Raw genomic sequence first — 15,093 nt, 5'->3', positions numbered from 1 at the left:
GCCCGACGGGCTACGAACGGCCCTAGCCCCAGTCGCGGCCCGTGCGGCCGCGCTTGGTCTCGGAGCGGGCCTTCTTCTCGCGCAGCCGGCGTTCGTTGATGCCCCGGGGGATACGGGTGGCGCGGCGCGGCTTGGGCGGCGGCGCGGTCGCCTCGGCGAGAAGGGAGGCCAGGCGCACGGCCGCCGTCTCGCGGTTGCGCCACTGGGAGCGGTGCTCGGAGGAGCGCACGCTGATGACCCCGTCGACGAGACGGCCCTCCAGCTTCGCGAGGGCACGGTCCTTCCAGACGGGCGGCAGCGCCTCGGTGTTGGCGAGGTCGAAGCGGAGCTCGACCTGCGAGTCGCTGGTGTTCACGTGCTGCCCGCCCGGCCCGCCGGAGCGCGAGAAACGCCACATGAGCTCGGCCTCGGGCAGGGAGACGGAGCCGCGGATGACATAAGGACCGGACATGTGTTCATGGTCGCCCGCGCGACCGGTCCGCGTCACCCGCTTTTCGGCGCCCGTGGGGGTGAACATCGGCCTCTGCCGGGGTGAAGGGGTGAGTCTCGGTAAAAAAGGTAAAGACAGACGGAACCTCGGGTACCCCCCTTGGCGTTCATAGGGGTGACGGTAGCTTCGTCCCCAGTACGAAGCCCGTACGTCACGAGGGAAGGGACTCCCAACAATGGCTGTAAGCCTGTCCAAGGGTGGCAACGTCTCGCTCACCAAGGAGGCTCCGGGCCTGACCGCCGTCACCGTGGGCCTCGGCTGGGATGTCCGCACCACCACGGGCACCGACTTCGACCTCGACGCCTCGGCCATCGCGGTCAACCCCCAGGGCAAGGTCTACTCGGACGCCCACTTCGTGTTCTTCAACAACAAGCAGACCCCGGACCAGACCATCGTCCACACCGGTGACAACCGCACGGGTGAGGGCGCCGGCGACGACGAGGCGATCAACGTCAACCTCGCGGGCCTGCCCGCCGACGTCGAGAAGATCGTCTTCCCGGTCTCCATCTACGACGCGGAGACCCGCTCGCAGAACTTCGGCCAGGTCCGCAACGCCTACATCCGCATCGTGAACCAGGCCGGCGGCACCGAGATCGCCCGCTACGACCTCTCCGAGGACGCGGCCACCGAGACCGCCATGGTCTTCGGCGAGCTGTACCGCAACGGCGCGGAGTGGAAGTTCCGCGCGGTCGGCCAGGGCTACGCCTCGGGCCTCGTGGGCATCGCGCAGGACTTCGGCGTCAGCGTCTGACGGCCCGGCGCGCAGGCGCACTTCGAGAGGAGCCCCCGGACCGCGGTTCGCCCGGGGGCTCCTCTCGCGCGCTCACGGGTGGGCCGGTTTCCCCTTCCCGTACAGCCAGTCCTTCCAGATCCCGCTGAAGTCCTTGTCCGGCGCGGCCTTCTCGACGTACGCGGTGAACTCGGCCGTGTCCGCGTTCGCGTGGCGACGGGTGGCGGCCCAGCCCTGGACGATGTCGTAGAAGGTGTCGTCGCCCACCAGTTGACGGATCTTGTGCAGGACCATCGCGCCGCGGTAGTAGACGGGCGGGTCGGAGATCTGCGCGGGTCCGGGCGGGTCCGCGGGCGGGAAGGCCCAGACCTCGCTGCTGTCGACCGGTTCGTAGTAGTCGCCCCGGTAGAGGGAGTTGAAGATCTTCTCCGCCGAGTCGCCGCCGTGGTCCTCCTGCCACAGCCACTCCGCGTAGGTGGCGAACCCCTCGTTGAGCCACATGTCCCGCCAGGACTTCGGGGTGACCGAGTCGCCGAACCACTGGTGGGCCAGTTCGTGGACCAGGGTGGCGGTGTCGGGGGCGCCGGGGAAGACGGGGCGGGTCTGGGTCTCCAGGGCGTAGCCCACGTCGTCGGGGCGGTCCACGACCGCCCCGGTGGAGGAGAAGGGGTACGGGCCGAAGTTGTACTCCTCCCAGTCCATGACCTCGGGGATCCGTCCCAGCACCTTCTCGCTCGCCTGTTTCTGGGTGGGGTCCACCGCCACGTAGACCGGCAGGCCGTTCTTCGCCGTCGAGCGGGTGACGTCGTACCGGCCGATCGCGAGGGTCGCCACATAGCTCGCCATCGGTTCGGCGGTGTGCCAGGCGTACGTCGTCCGGCCGCCCTTGGTCGACTCGCTCGTCAACTCGCCGTTGGAGACGGCCTGGAGGCCCTTCGGGACGGTGATCCTGACGTCGTACGCCGCCTTGTCGGAGGGGTGGTGGTCGCCGGGGAACCAGGCCATCGACCCCGTGGGTTCCCCGAGGGCGAGGGCGCCGTCGGCCGTGCGCAGCCAGCCCTCCTTGGAGGCGTCGGCGTCGGTGATCGTCCGCGGGATCCCGGAGTAGTGGACGGTCGTGCTGAACGTCTCTCCCCGGTCGAGGTCGTCGTGCGGGCGCACGGTCAGTTCCTGGCCCGCCCGGCTCCAGCCGGCGGCGCGGCCCTCGACGGTGACGTCGGAGACGTGCAGACCCAGCAGGTCCAGGTGGAAGGCGCTGAGGTCCTGCAGGGCCCGTGCGGTGATCTCGGCGGTTCCCGTCAGCCGCTTGTCCCGGGGGTCGTAGGACAGGGTGAGTCCGTAGTGGGTGACGTCGTACCCGCCGTTGCCCATCTTCGGGAAGTACGGGTCGCCGACACCGGCCGCGCCCGGTTTCCCGTGCACGGCGTCCCCGCCGCAGGCGGTGAGCCCGGCGGCGAGCGCGAGGGCCAGGGCAAAGGGGACGGTGGCGGAGGATCGGGGCACATCCGCGATCCTAGGCCGCCGTTCCGCCTCACGCGGGGTGCGCTGCGCGGCCCGGGGGCCCGGTGCCCCGGCTCCGGCCGGAAACCACCGCCGCCGGACCCCGGCGGGCCGGAACCCGACCGTCCCGGCCGCCCCGCCCTCCCGCCGACCGGGACGGGGAGTGGACCGCGTCCGGCGTGACACCATCACCTCGTGCTCGACATCGGCTACGCCCTCTCCAACCGCTTCCCCGACCCCCCGCAGACCGACTACCGCCGCGCGGACGTCCGTGCGCTGCGGCACGACCTGTTCTGCGGGGACGTGTACCTCGCCGACACCAAGACGGACCGGGAGGTGTCCACGGGCTGGGGCTGGGTGCCGGTGCTCGACTTCGCGTGGGCGCTGTGCGACATCGTGGAGCAGCTCGACCGCGACCCGATGGGCAGCCGGGCCTCCCGCCCCCAGCAGGCGGAGCTGGACTTCACGGAGTCCACCGACCGCATGCTCTTCGAGCGCCGCTTCGGCTGGGTGGACATCGAGGCCGACTGGATGCCGGGCGACGAGGAACCGCTGACCTTCTCCCACACCGAGCTCCGCCGCGAGGCCCGCGACTTCCTGCACGACCTGCTCGCGGACCTCACCGACCTGCACGAGGACCTCGCCGAAAACCCGGCCATCTGGACCCTCCAGGCCCGCTTTCCCCGCGTCTCCTGAACCGACGGGACCGCGGGTCCGTTGTGCTGCGCGTAGAGCGACTCCGGCGCACGGAAGGAATCTCGGATGCCACCCCAGAAGAGACGGTCCGACCTGGAGGCGGGGCAGGGCGCCTCGGTTTCGGACGGTGAGGATTCGACCGCGTCGGTCGACAGCGTCCGCGAGATCCCCTTCGTCGGCGTCCCGGCCGTTCCCGCCGCCACCGCGGGCACCGATCGCACGTCCGTTCCCGTCCCGATCATCGCCCCGGAGGGCATGCCCGAGCTCCCCGAGCGCCCGCACCCCGAACGTGAACAGGGCATCTACTACCAGGAGGGTGTCGGCAGGCCCCCGTCCTACCTGGCCCAGGGCACGTCCGGAAAGATCTGGCAGTACACCACGGGAGCGAAGAACTGGGTCGTGGCGAACGCGGAACCGATCATCTCGTTCGCGACGAAGGCCCTCCCCATCGCCGCCCAGATCGCCTCGGTCTACGCCGAGGGCGACACGGCGAAGCGGCTGCAGACGGCGGCGCCCTATCTGGCCGGGACCGAGGCGCTCGGCAATCTGGGGATCACCGCCTACAAGGCGTACCACGACCCCGACGTGAACCGGACGCGGGCCGTGGTCAGCGTGCTGGGCAGCGCCGCCACCATCGGCGGAACCGTGATGAGCGCGCAGGCCGCCGATCCCGACCGGACCCGGCAGCAGTTGCAGCAGCTCACGACCTGGGGGACGACGCTCACCCTCGGCGGTTCCCTGACCAGCTACCAGCAGCGCGCCACCCAGGGCGGCTTCCTGCCGACCACGGCGTCGCCGGAGGCGAGCGTCGGCAGCAACACGAGCCTGCCCGGGGACAACTACCCCATGAACCGGGTGCCGCCGGCCTCGGCGGCCCTGGCGTCGGCATCGAGCGTGGCCTCCCTGCGGTCGCCGGGCGCCGAGACCTCCACCGCGCCCGCGGCGACGTCCTCGGCCCTCCCGTCGCCGCCGCCGAAGGCCGTCACCCAGCGCACGAATCTGGCCCAGTAGCCGCGAACGACCGGACAGCCGGCCCCGGGACGCCCTGCACGGGCGTCCCGGCGGCCGGATGCCCCCGCCTCTCCCCGTTCCGCTCCGGCCCCGAGGACATCCCCGCATGCACGAGAACAGCACGCTGCCCGGCGCCCCCGAGGCCCCCGGGCCGGGCCGGGAACTCCGGCCCCCGGAGGAGGAAGCCGTCGCCGAGGACGTCCCGGCCGCCGACGGCGCCCCGCGCCCGGAGCCGTCGCCCCGGCCCTCGCCGTTCATCCTGTATCTGGAAGGGCCGGAACAGGACGACGCCCTTTTCCGGCTGACCCTGTGGGTGCGGCACCTTCTGCTGCCGGTGTACGGCCGTGAGGTCACCTCGACGGCGCCCTGGTGCGCGAGCTGGTGGCGGCACCCCGAAGCGGTGGCCCAGTTCTACGGTCTGTGGATGACCTGGCAGGAGCTGACCGGGCACGCGGCCGGGATGAGCGGACCCGCGCTGTGGCACCGCGACCACCTCACCCATGTCATGGCCTCGCTGCGCGACCCCGCCGGCCCCTTCGCGGGCTGCAAGGGCGGCCACCGGGACAAGGAGACTCCCTCGATGGACCCCTACCCGGGGTGACCCCGCCCTGAGAGCGGATCTCAGCCCTCCACCCTGACCCCCAGCGCCGCCGCCAGCACCGGTGCCAGGTCCAGGAGTTGGTGGGTGTTGATGACCGCGCCCGCGAGGCGGTCCACTCCGCGGGCGATGTCGAGTTCCGCCGCCGCGCGCAGGTCGACGTCCACCAGGGTGGCCTCCGTCAGGTCCGCCCCCTTCAGGACGCAGTCCACGAACTCCACCCGCTCCAGGCGGGCGCCCCCGAAGTCCGGCTCGACCAGGACACAGCCCTCGAAGACGACGTCCTTGAGCCTCGCCTTGCGCAGGTTCAGATAGTCGATCTTCCCGCCGCGCACGACCACCCGTTCCAGGACCGAGCCGTGGAGCTGCACCCCGCCGAGGCGGGCGTCGATCAGCTCGACATCGCGCAGTGTCGACTCCGCGAGATCGGTGCCGACCCCCCGGATGCCGGTGAGGACCGAGTCCAGCACGCGCGCGCGGTGCAGCCGTGTCTCGTCCAGCGCGCAGCCCGTCAGCGCGCAGTCCATGAAGCGGGCTCCCCCGCCGTCCTGCCCCGCGAAGTCCGCCTCCCGGAACTCCAGCCCGTCGTAGTCGCCGTCCGGCTCCAGCTCCCCGCCGTCGTACGGCTCCAGCGGGGGCAGCCGCAGCTCCGGCCGCCGTGCCCCCTTCGGCCCCGCCCCCTGCTCCTTCGCGCCCGTACCGCCGCGTCCGCCCGCCACTCTCCTCGCCATGCCCCCATCCTGCCCGCCCCCACCGACAACGGGCGCCGGACCGTGACGACGGGCGCCCCGGCCTGCGAGAACGCCTCGCATGTCACATTCCGGGGCCGCGTCCCGTCGTACTCGCGGAAAGGCCTGTCGTCACAGCACCGCCGCGCCCCCGGGCGCGACAGCCGGCCCCGAGCAGAGGAGACCTCCAGCCATGCACCGCATCACCGTCATCGGCGGCGGCTTCGCCGGACTCACCGCCGCCATCACCGCCGCCGAGGCGGGCGCCGAGGTCACCGTGTACGAGGCCCACCACACCCTCGGCGGACGGGCCCGCACCGCCGAGGGGCCGTACCGGACGAACCAGGGACCGCACGCCCTCTACAGCGCGGGCCCGCACTGGACCTGGCTCGCGCAGCGGGACCTGATCGGAGCGCTCGCCCCGATCCCGCCGCTGGAGGCCGCCCGGCTGCGGCTGCGGCACAAGGGCGTGCTGCGCCGCACCCCGCCCTTCGCGATGCTGAAGCTGCTGCGGCGCTCCTGCCAGCGGGCCCCGGCCGACGTCGACTTCCTGACCTGGGCGACCGGACAGGCCGGGGAGGAGGGCGCGCGGGCCGCGGCCCACTACTCGGCCGTCGCCCTCTTCCACCACGATCCCGGTTCGCTGTCGGCGGCGTTCGTGCAGCAGCGGCTGCGCCGGGCCATGAAGGTGCCGACGGAGGTGCACTGCCCCCGGGGCGGCTGGGCCAACGTCATCGACCGGATGGCCGGGCGGGCGTGGAACCTGGGTGTGCGGATGGAGACGCTGGCCCGGGTGGACACCGTCCCGGCCGGCCGGGGCCCGGTCGTCGTCGCCACCTCGCTCGACGCGGCCCGCCGGCTGCTGAAGGACGACTCGCTGACCTGGCCGAGCGGCCGCACCGCCCTCGTCGACCTGGCGCTGCGCACCCGCCGCGGGGACGCGTTCGCCGTCTCCGACCTGGACGCGCCGGGCTGGATCGAGCGCTTCACCGCCCGGGACCGCACCCTCGCCCCGGCCGGCGAGCAGCTCCTCCAGGGGCAGATCCCCATCGCCCCGGGGGAGACCGGGGCACAGGGTGCCGCGCGGGCCGAGCGGTTGCTCGACCTCGCCTTCGAGGGCTGGCGCGAGCGGGTCACCTGGCGGCGTACGAGCGTCGCCGACGGCCGTACCGGCGCGGTCGACGTGCCCGGTACGACCTGGCGGGACCGCCCGCGCATCGACCGGGGGGACGGCGTGTACCTCGTGGGCGACCAGGTCGCGGCTCCCGGGGTGCTCTCCGAGGTGTCCTTCAACAGCGCGATGGAGGCCGTGTCGCTGGCCCTGGGCATCCGGGAACGCCTTGACCTCAAGCGAGCTTGAGGTTGAACCCTGGGGAGGTGACCCCGCGGATCCGTGGATCCCGCAGATCCGTGGACCCGCAGATCCGCACATGCGGCACACCCCCGCAGATCCCGCAGCCCGAGGAGCCCCCGATGCACGCGATCCGACTGCACGCCTTCGGTCCCGCCGAGAACCTCGTCCTCGAACGGACCGAGGACCCCGAGCCGGGGCCCGGCCAGGTCCGGATCGCCGTGGCCGCCGCGGGCGTCCATCTCCTGGACACCGCCCTGCGCGCGGGCATGCGGGGCGGCCCGGCGCCCCAGCCCGTCCTGCCGACCGTCCCGGGCCGTGAGGTCGCCGGAACCGTCGAGTCCCTCGGCGAGGGTGTCGCGGAGCTCTGGCTCGGCAGACGCGTGGTCGCCCATCTCGGTTTCGCCCCGGGCGGCTACGCCGAGCTGGCGGTCACGGAGGTCGAGCGCCTCCACGACATTCCCGGGAACCTCGACTTCGCGGAGGCCGTCGCCATGATCGGAACAGGCCGTACGGCGATGGGGATCGTGCAGTTCGCCGGCCTCGGCCCCTCCTCCGTGGTCGTCGTGCCCGCGGCGGCGGGCGGCATCGGCACGCTCCTCGTGCAGTACGCGCACCACGCGGGCGCGACGGTGGTGGGTCTCGCGGGCGGCCCGGAGAAGGTGGCGCTGGCCCGCGCGAACGGCGCCGACGTGGCCGTCGACTACACCGATCCCGGCTGGCCGGGGAAGGTCCGCGCGCAGCTCGGCGGCCGGGCGGCGACGGTCGTGCTCGACGGGGTCGGCGGCGACGTGGCGCGGGAGGCCGTCGGACTGCTCGGACCCGGCGGCCGGCATCTCGTCTTCGGCTGGTCGGGCGCGGGCCTGCGGGGCGGTTCCCCGTACCTCGTGGACGGGGTGTCCGAGCAGGTGCTCGGCCCCGTGATGATGCGCGAGGCGGGCGGGCCCGACCCCGTACGGACCCTGGAACTGCGGGCCCTGGCCGAGGCCGCCGCCGGGCGTCTCGTCCCGGCCGTCACCCGCTTCCCCCTGGCCGAGGCCGCCTCGGCGCACCGGGCCCTGGAGAACAGGGCCACGACCGGAAAGGTGGTGCTGGAACCATGACCACGAGCCGGCACGAAGCGTCCCGCGAAGCGAAATCGCCCAAAGATGCGACGCATTCCGTTTCATGGTCTTCTGGGCGAATGAGTGTCACCCGGACAGGTGAACCAGAAGCGCCCGTGGGTCCCGACCCGCACCGCTGGTGGGCGCTGGTGATCATCGCGCTGGCCCAGCTCATGGTGGTGCTGGACGCGACGATCGTGAACATCGCGCTTCCCTCCGCTCAACGCGATCTCGGCATATCCGACGGCAACCGGCAGTGGGTCATCACGGCCTACACGCTGGCCTTCGGCGGACTGCTGCTGCTCGGCGGCCGCATCGCCGACCTCGTCGGGCGCAAACGCACGTTCGTCATCGGGCTGATCGGCTTCGCGCTGGCGTCGGGTCTCGGCGGCGCGGCCACCACGTCCGGCATGCTGTTCGGCGCCCGCGCCCTCCAGGGCGCGTTCGCCGCCCTGCTCGCGCCCTCGGCGCTGTCCCTGCTGACCACGACCTTCACCGACCCGAAGGAGCGCGGCAAGGCGTTCGGCATCTACGGGGCGCTGGCGGGCTCGGGCGCGGCGATCGGGTTCATCGTGGGCGGCCTGCTGACGGAGTACCTGAACTGGCGCTGGTGCCTGTACGTCAACATCCCCATCGCCGTCATCGCGGTGTTCGGCGCGTTCGGACTGCTGCGCGACCGGCCGGGCCACAAGAACGTCCGGCTCGACGTGCCCGGCGCGGTGCTGGGCTGCGGCGGGCTCGTGGCGATCGTCTACGGGTTCAGCGAGGCGGAGTCGCGCGGCTGGACGGACCCGCTGGTGCTGGGTCTCCTCGCGGGCGGGGTGGCGCTGCTGGTGGTGTTCGTGTGGTGGCAGAGCAGGGCGCCGAGCCCGCTGCTGCCGCTGCACATCGTCAAGGACCGCAACCGCGCCGGCTGCTTCCTGACGATGGGACTCGCCGTCATCGGCATGTTCGGCGTGTTCCTGTTCATGACCTACTACCTCCAGGTCGTCCTCCGGTACTCGCCGCTGAAGACGGGGCTCGCCTTCCTGCCGCTGACCGTCGCCATCATCATCGGCTCGACGCAGATCTCGGCGCGGCTGCTGCCGCGTGTGGCCCCGCGCATGCTGATGGTGCCGGGCATGATCCTGGCCGCCGGCGGCATGCTGTTCTTCACCCAGCTCACCGTCGAGTCCGACTACGCGAGCGAGCTGCTGCCCGGTCTGCTCCTGCTGGGCCTGGGCATGGGCCTGACCTTCATGCCGGTCTTCGCCACCGCCACGGCCGGGGTCGCCCCGCAGGACGCGGGCGTGACCTCCGCGACCGTCAACACCTCGCAGCAGGTCGGCGGTTCGATCGGCACGGCGCTGCTGAACACCATCGCCACCACGAGCAGCACCGCCTACATCGCCGCCCATCTCCGTGATCCCGCGCAGAAGGCGCTGATCGTCCGCGAGGGCACGGTCCACGGCTACACCGTGGCCATCTGGTGGGCCGCCGGGATCATGCTCATGGCCGGCCTGGTCGCGGGCCTCATGGTCACGGCCAAGGCCCCCCGGCACGCGGCGCCGGCGGGCGCGGCGGTCCCGGAGTCGGTGGGCTGAAGCCGGGGGCCGGCGGACCGACGCCGGGACCGGTGACGGCCGCGGTCAGTGGCGCCCGGCCACGCGGTCGGCGATCCGGGCCAGCCGGGACGACTCCGGGCTGTGGGTGGTCCGTTCGCGGCGGTCGGCCGTGCGGTAGGTGGCGTACATGCCGTGGACGCCGATCCAGCGGAAGGGCTCCGGTTCCCACTTGCGCACCTCGTGGCCGACCCAGGGCAGGTCGGTCAGCCCGGTCGCGCCCGCCTCGCCCGAGTCCTGCCGCACGAGGTCGCGCAGGGTCCGGGCGGCGAGGTTGGTGGTGGCGACACCGGAGCCGACGTAGCCGCCGGCCCAGCCGAGACCTGTGGAGCGGTCGAGGGTGACGGTGGCGCACCAGTCGCGCGGGACGCCCAGAACGCCCGACCAGGCATGGGAGACCTGGACGCCGGTCAGCGAGGGGAAGAGGCGGACGAGGATCTCGTACAGGGCGTCGATGGTGGACTGCTGGGTGCGGCCGTCGTTGTCGGTGCGCGAGCCGAAGCGGTACGGGACACCGCGGCCGCCGAGCGCGATACGGCCGTCGGCGGTGCGCTGGGCGTACATGTACGCGTGGGCCATGTCGCCGAGCGTCTCGCGGCCCTCCCAGCCGATCTCCGCCCACTGGCCGTCCGTCAGCGGCTCCGTCGCGATCATGGACGAGTTCATCGGCAGCCAGGTCCGCTTCTGGCCCTTGAGGTTCGCGGTGAAGCCCTCGGTGCAGCGCAGGACGTAGGGGGCGCGTACGGTGCCGTACGGGGTCACCGCGTGCTTGGGGCGGATCTCGGTCACCGGCGTCTGCTCGTGGATGGTGACGCCGAGCGCCTCGACGGCGGCGGCGAGGCCCTTGACCAGCTTCACCGGGTGCAGCCGGGCCCCGTGCGGGGTCCAGGTCGAGCCCACCGCGTCCGCGACGCGGATGCGTTCGGCGGTCTCCCCGGCGCCGTACAGCTCGCGGTCCTTCTCGCCGAACGACAGCTCGTGCGCGTGGAAGGCCTTGAGCCGCGCGAGCTGGGCGGGCGTGTACGCCACCTCCAGGACGCCGCCCTGGTGGACGTCGGCCTCGATGCCCTCGTCGGCGGCGACCCGGACGACCTCGTCCACGGTGTCGTTCATGGCCCGCTGGAGCCGTACGGCCGCCTCCTGGCCGTGCAGCGCCGCGTACCGGTCGCGGCCCGCGATGCCGTTGTAGAGCCAGCCGCCGTTGCGCCCCGAGGCGCCGTAGCCGCAGAACTTCTGCTCCAGGACCGTGACCCGCAGGGAGGGGGCCGCCTTCTTCAGGTAGTACGCGGTCCACAGTCCCGTGTAGCCGCCGCCGACCACGACGACGTCGGCGGTCGCGTCGCCGGGCAGCGGCTCCCGCGGCGCGGGCAGACCGTCGTCCGCGTACCAGAAGGAGATGCCACCGTTCACGACCCTGCTCGCCGAGCTGCTCATGACGGGACGCTAACTCCGCCGGGTGTCGACTGTCTCCTTCGGATTCCATGCTTTTCCGCGCCCTCTGGTCAGCGGATAACACGCGAGTCCGATGAGGACGGAGGTGAAATGCCCGAGATCGGTGAAGGTCCGCTCCATCATGAAGGGAATCCCGTACGCCGCCAGGACGGCCAGGAGATACGCGTACCGCCAGGGTGCCGCGATCCGGTACGTGAGCACGCCGACCACCCCGGCCAGGGCGTAGCTCACCCCGACGTCGAGGGTGTCGACCGCCGAGTGCGGTGCCACTCCGTGTTCGATCGCCCAGAGCAGGGCACCCTCGCTGACCAGCGTGGACAGCACATGTGCGGCCGCGTTGACCGCGAGCCAGCGGGCGGTTCCCAGCCAGCGTTCGGCGGGCGCCTGGAAGAGGGTGTAGAGGACGGCGTACGGCAGCCAGTGGCCGCCGTCGATCCACATCGCGCTGGCGAACAGCACCCGCACCGGGTTGCTGGACAGCTCGTGGATGTTCGTCGAGCGCTGCCGCAGGAAGTCCTCTTCGAAATCCGGAGACATGTGGTGCAGAGCCACGGTGGTGATGAAGAGAATCGTCAGCCAGATGTACGTGCCCGGCGCACCGCGCACGTACATCCACACCCTGTGGAAGAACCGTTCACCCCGCATGGCCTGATTCACCCATGACCGCAGTGTCCCTTGCGCGATCGACATTCCGGACGAGCCGAGCGGGCCGCCGGCGCATTCCGGCCGGACCGTGAATGTGGCGCGCACACGACACGAATCCGGGAATGGCCGAATCGACCGGGTGTTCGCAACGGCGCTCGCTACTCTCTGGTGCCGTGAGAGTTACCCATGGTGCGGAAGTGCTGCGTTTTTCCTTACTGGGCCCGTTGCGCGCCTGGCGGGACGGAACGGAACTGGCACTCGGACCACCCCAGCAGAAGGCCGTACTCGCGGCGCTGCTCCTGCGCCGCGGGCGCGCGGTCGGCGTCGGCGAACTCGTCGACGGCATCTGGGGGCACGACCCGCCGGCCGGCGCCGTCCCCGTGCTGCGCACCTACGTGTCCCGGCTGCGCAAGCTGCTGGAGCCCGGACGGACCCCGGGCGCCCCGCCCCGGTTCGTGGTGTCCATGGGCGACGGCTACGCCCTGCGGACCGAGGAGATCACCAGCGACCTCGGCGCGTTCGAGGACGACCTGACGCTGGCCGAACGCCACCGCGCCCGGGGCGACAGCCGCGGGGCCGCCCGGCTGCTGGACAGCGCGCTCGCCGCCTGGCACGGCACCCCCCTGACCGGCGTTCCCGGGCCGTTCGCGGAGACCGAGCGGGTCCGCCTGGCCGAACGGCGGCTGACCGCCCTGGAGTACCGGCTCCGCGTGGAGCTCGAACTCGGGCGCCACGAAGCGGTGCTCCCCGAACTCGTGGCGCTGCACGCGGCACAGCCGCTGCGCGAGGCCGTGTGCGAACTGCTGCTCGTGGCCCTGTACCGCTGCGGCCGGCAGGCCGAGGCCCTGCAGGTCTACGCGAACACCCGCCGCACGCTCGTGGACGAGCTCGGCATCGAACCCGGCCCGTCCCTGCGGGCCGCCCACGCACGGCTGCTGGCCGGGGACCCGGACCTGTCGCCACCGCCGGTACCGGTGCCGGCCGTGGACGGCGGCACCGCGGACACCGAAGACGGCCCGGACACCGACTCCGCCCAGACCCCCGGCCGGGACGGTCCGCCCCGGGCCGCCGAGGACGTGCACCCCTCCCAACTCCCGGCGGACCTGCCACTGTTCACCGGCCGCGACACCGAACTCGCCCAGGTGGACGCACTGCTGCCCGCCGACGGCCACCCGGACACCGCCGTCATCGGCCTCGTCAACGGCATGGCCGGAGCCGGCAAGACCACCCTGGCCGTGCACTGGGCGCACCGCGTCGCCCACCGCTTCCCCGACGGCAGCCTCTACGTGAACCTGCGCGGATACGACCAGGGCGGCTCCGTCATGGACCCCTCCGAGGCGCTGGAGACCTTCCTCGTCGCCCTCGGCGTGGCCCCGCAGGCCGTCCCCGAAGGACTCGACGCGCAGGCCGCCCTCTACCGCAGCGTCCTCGCCCGCCGACGCGTCCTGATCGTGCTGGACAACGCCCGTGACAGCGGACAGGTACGACCCCTGCTGCCCGGCACACCGGGCTGCCTCGTCATCGTCACCAGCCGCAGCCGGCTCACCGGACTGGTCGCCGGACACGGCGCCCACCCGCTCACCCTGGGCCCGCTGACCGGCGCCGAGGCCCGCGCCATGCTCACCCGGCGCATCGGCACCGCGCGCGTGGACGCCGAACCGGAGGCCGCCGAGGCCATCGTCGGACTGTGCGCCCGGCTGCCGCTGGCCCTCGCCATCGTGGCGGCACGCGCCGCCCACCACCCCGGCTTCCGGCTCGCCGACATCGCGGGCGAACTCCGCGAGACCCACGGAAGCCTGGACGCGTTCACCGGCGGCGACGCCCACACCGACGCGCGCGCCGTCTTCTCCTGGTCGTACCGCGCGCTGCCGCCCGCCGCGGCGGAACTGTTCCGCCTGCTGTCCCTCCACCCGGGACCCGACATCGGCACGGCCTGCGCCGCCGCCCTGGCCGCGGCACCGAGCCGCCCGGTGCGCGCGCTGCTCGCCGAACTCACCGGGGCCAGCCTGCTCGGCGAACACGCCCCCGGCCGGTACGCCTTCCACGACCTGCTGCGCGCCTACGCCCGCGAACTGGCCGACACCGAGGACACCGAGGAACGGCGCGGCGCCGCGCTGCTGCGCATGCACGACCACTACCTCCACACCACCCACCACGCCTCCGCGATCATCAGCCCGCGCCGCGAGACCCTGCCCCTGCCGCCGAACACAACGGACAGCGGCCCGCTCCGGTTCACCGGCCGCAGACAGGCCACGCAGTGGTTCCGCACCGAGCGGCACGTCCTGCGTGCGGTCGTGCAGCACGCCGCCTCCCACGGCTACGAGGACCATGCCTGGCGCACCGCCGTCGGCCTCGACCTGTACTTCGACCGGCTCGGCTTCTGGCACGACCTGATGGAGATCAACAGCGCCGCGCTGCGGGCCGCCCGCGCCGTCGGCGACCGGGTCGGCGAGGCGCACGCCCTGCGCGGCCTGGGCTTCTTCCACACCCGGTTCGCGCACTCCGCCGAGGCGCGACGGGACCTCGGGCGCGCGCTGGAGCTGTTCCGGGCCGCGGGCGACGGGCCCGGCCAGGCCCGGACCCGGCGCTGTCTCGCCTACCAGGCCAACGGGGAGGGCCGGTTCACCGTCTCGCTGGACCACTACACGCACGCCCGCGAGCTGTACCGGGCCGAGGGCAACGTCGGCAACGAGGCCCTCGTCCTGAACGAGGTCGGCTGGACGTACATCCTGCTCGGCGAGCACGACAAGGCGATGGAGTACTGCGAGAAGGCCGTCGCGCTGCACCAGGAGACCGGCGACCCGCTCGGCGAGGCCGCGGCCCAGGACAGTGTCGGCTACGCCCTGCACCACCTCGGCCGGTACGGCGCCGCCGTCGAACGCTTCGAGCGCGCGCTGGCGTTGTACCGGGAGGTCGGCGACCACTATCTGGAGGCGGACACCCTGCGGCACATCGCCGACTCCAGGCTCGCCGCCGGCGATCGCGAGGCGGCGGTCGGCGCCTTGCGCGCGGCGCTGGCCCTGCTGGAGGAGAACTCCCACCCGGAGGCCGCGGACCTCCGCGAGACCCTGCGCGACCTGGACAGCTCCGCTCCCGGAACGGACGAACCGACCCGGGGGCCGGGAACGGGAGCCGGCGGGATGTGACCGAACGGGGCCGGGGGACGGGGTGGGGCAGGGAGACAGGGA

Annotated in this window: 13 protein-coding genes; 8 read left to right on the top strand and 5 right to left on the bottom strand. The window is 72.8% G+C overall.

Annotated elements, in window-relative coordinates:
- Window positions 1-22 precede the first annotated feature (22 nt).
- A complete protein-coding gene (gene arfB / locus ACFRIC_RS31045) occupies window positions 23-451 on the bottom strand; it encodes an alternative ribosome rescue aminoacyl-tRNA hydrolase ArfB (RefSeq protein WP_382792604.1) in 429 nt (142 codons plus the stop codon).
- A 214-nt stretch (window positions 452-665) separates the two neighbouring features.
- On the opposite strand from arfB, the gene ACFRIC_RS31040 reads away from it, so the two are divergent.
- On the top strand, window positions 666-1,241 hold the full coding sequence (locus ACFRIC_RS31040) for a TerD family protein (RefSeq protein ID WP_382792601.1): 576 nt from the start codon (window positions 666-668) through the stop codon (window positions 1,239-1,241).
- 72 nt (window positions 1,242-1,313) lie between these two features.
- On the opposite strand, the gene ACFRIC_RS31035 is transcribed toward ACFRIC_RS31040, so the two are convergent.
- A complete protein-coding gene (locus ACFRIC_RS31035; protein ID WP_382792598.1) occupies window positions 1,314-2,723 on the bottom strand; it encodes a M1 family metallopeptidase in 1,410 nt (469 codons plus the stop codon).
- Window positions 2,724-2,915: 192 nt separating this feature from the next.
- On the opposite strand from ACFRIC_RS31035, the gene ACFRIC_RS31030 reads away from it, so the two are divergent.
- From ACFRIC_RS31030 to ACFRIC_RS31020, 3 genes are all read left to right on the top strand, one after another.
- A complete protein-coding gene (locus ACFRIC_RS31030) occupies window positions 2,916-3,416 on the top strand; it encodes a hypothetical protein (protein ID WP_382792596.1) in 501 nt (166 codons plus the stop codon).
- A 66-nt stretch (window positions 3,417-3,482) separates the two neighbouring features.
- Window positions 3,483-4,427 (top strand): hypothetical protein, encoded by a 945-nt coding sequence (locus ACFRIC_RS31025; RefSeq protein ID WP_382792593.1) that lies wholly within the window; start codon window positions 3,483-3,485, stop codon window positions 4,425-4,427.
- A 106-nt stretch (window positions 4,428-4,533) separates the two neighbouring features.
- Window positions 4,534-5,028, top strand: coding sequence for a DUF4913 domain-containing protein (locus ACFRIC_RS31020; protein ID WP_382792590.1), 495 nt, complete (start codon window positions 4,534-4,536; stop codon window positions 5,026-5,028).
- 20 nt (window positions 5,029-5,048) lie between these two features.
- On the opposite strand, the gene ACFRIC_RS31015 is transcribed toward ACFRIC_RS31020, so the two are convergent.
- On the bottom strand, window positions 5,049-5,756 hold the full coding sequence (locus ACFRIC_RS31015) for a pentapeptide repeat-containing protein (protein WP_382792587.1): 708 nt from the start codon (window positions 5,754-5,756) through the stop codon (window positions 5,049-5,051).
- 190 nt (window positions 5,757-5,946) lie between these two features.
- Between ACFRIC_RS31015 and ACFRIC_RS31010 the strand changes: the two genes are divergently transcribed.
- From ACFRIC_RS31010 to ACFRIC_RS31000, 3 genes are all read left to right on the top strand, one after another.
- Complete coding sequence (locus ACFRIC_RS31010; protein ID WP_382792585.1) at window positions 5,947-7,113, top strand: NAD(P)-binding protein; 1,167 nt, start codon at window positions 5,947-5,949, stop codon at window positions 7,111-7,113.
- Between the two features lie 113 nt (window positions 7,114-7,226).
- Entirely contained in the window at window positions 7,227-8,207 is a 981-nt protein-coding gene (locus ACFRIC_RS31005; RefSeq protein WP_382792583.1) for a zinc-binding dehydrogenase, read from the top strand.
- Between the two features lie 80 nt (window positions 8,208-8,287).
- A complete protein-coding gene (locus ACFRIC_RS31000; RefSeq protein WP_382792581.1) occupies window positions 8,288-9,790 on the top strand; it encodes an MFS transporter in 1,503 nt (500 codons plus the stop codon).
- Window positions 9,791-9,835: 45 nt separating this feature from the next.
- Here the strand turns inward: ACFRIC_RS31000 and ACFRIC_RS30995 are convergent, their stop codons facing one another.
- Both ACFRIC_RS30995 and ACFRIC_RS30990 read right to left on the bottom strand, forming a co-directional pair.
- Window positions 9,836-11,242: an NAD(P)/FAD-dependent oxidoreductase gene (locus ACFRIC_RS30995; RefSeq protein ID WP_382792577.1), complete on the bottom strand. Its 1,407-nt coding sequence runs from the start codon at window positions 11,240-11,242 to the stop codon at window positions 9,836-9,838.
- A 9-nt stretch (window positions 11,243-11,251) separates the two neighbouring features.
- On the bottom strand, window positions 11,252-11,905 hold the full coding sequence (locus ACFRIC_RS30990; protein ID WP_382792575.1) for a rhomboid-like protein: 654 nt from the start codon (window positions 11,903-11,905) through the stop codon (window positions 11,252-11,254).
- 197 nt (window positions 11,906-12,102) lie between these two features.
- On the opposite strand from ACFRIC_RS30990, the gene ACFRIC_RS30985 reads away from it, so the two are divergent.
- Window positions 12,103-15,051, top strand: coding sequence for a BTAD domain-containing putative transcriptional regulator (locus tag ACFRIC_RS30985; RefSeq protein WP_382792572.1), 2,949 nt, complete (start codon window positions 12,103-12,105; stop codon window positions 15,049-15,051).
- Window positions 15,052-15,093: the final 42 nt, after the last annotated feature.

It is taken from the genome of Streptomyces sp. NPDC056738 (assembly GCF_042790435.1).
GTDB lineage: Bacteria > Actinomycetota > Actinomycetes > Streptomycetales > Streptomycetaceae > Streptomyces.
The sequence above is the reverse complement of the archived record's forward strand: the minus strand, read 5'-3'. Positions and strand labels throughout refer to the sequence as shown.

Bases quoted from the DNA above. Each gene is read 5' to 3' on its own strand.
- arfB (WP_382792604.1), bottom strand. From the start codon at position 451: ATGTCCGGTCCTTATGTCATCCGCGGCTCCGTCTCCCTGCCCGAGGCC.
- ACFRIC_RS31040 (WP_382792601.1), top strand. From the start codon at position 666: ATGGCTGTAAGCCTGTCCAAGGGTGGCAACGTCTCGCTCACCAAGGAG.
- ACFRIC_RS31025 (WP_382792593.1), top strand. From the start codon at position 3,483: ATGCCACCCCAGAAGAGACGGTCCGACCTGGAGGCGGGGCAGGGCGCC.
- ACFRIC_RS31020 (WP_382792590.1), top strand. From the start codon at position 4,534: ATGCACGAGAACAGCACGCTGCCCGGCGCCCCCGAGGCCCCCGGGCCG.
- ACFRIC_RS31015 (WP_382792587.1), bottom strand. From the start codon at position 5,756: ATGGCGAGGAGAGTGGCGGGCGGACGCGGCGGTACGGGCGCGAAGGAG.
- ACFRIC_RS31010 (WP_382792585.1), top strand. From the start codon at position 5,947: ATGCACCGCATCACCGTCATCGGCGGCGGCTTCGCCGGACTCACCGCC.
- ACFRIC_RS31005 (WP_382792583.1), top strand. From the start codon at position 7,227: ATGCACGCGATCCGACTGCACGCCTTCGGTCCCGCCGAGAACCTCGTC.
- ACFRIC_RS31000 (WP_382792581.1), top strand. From the start codon at position 8,288: ATGAGTGTCACCCGGACAGGTGAACCAGAAGCGCCCGTGGGTCCCGAC.
- ACFRIC_RS30995 (WP_382792577.1), bottom strand. From the start codon at position 11,242: ATGAGCAGCTCGGCGAGCAGGGTCGTGAACGGTGGCATCTCCTTCTGG.
- ACFRIC_RS30990 (WP_382792575.1), bottom strand. From the start codon at position 11,905: ATGCGGGGTGAACGGTTCTTCCACAGGGTGTGGATGTACGTGCGCGGT.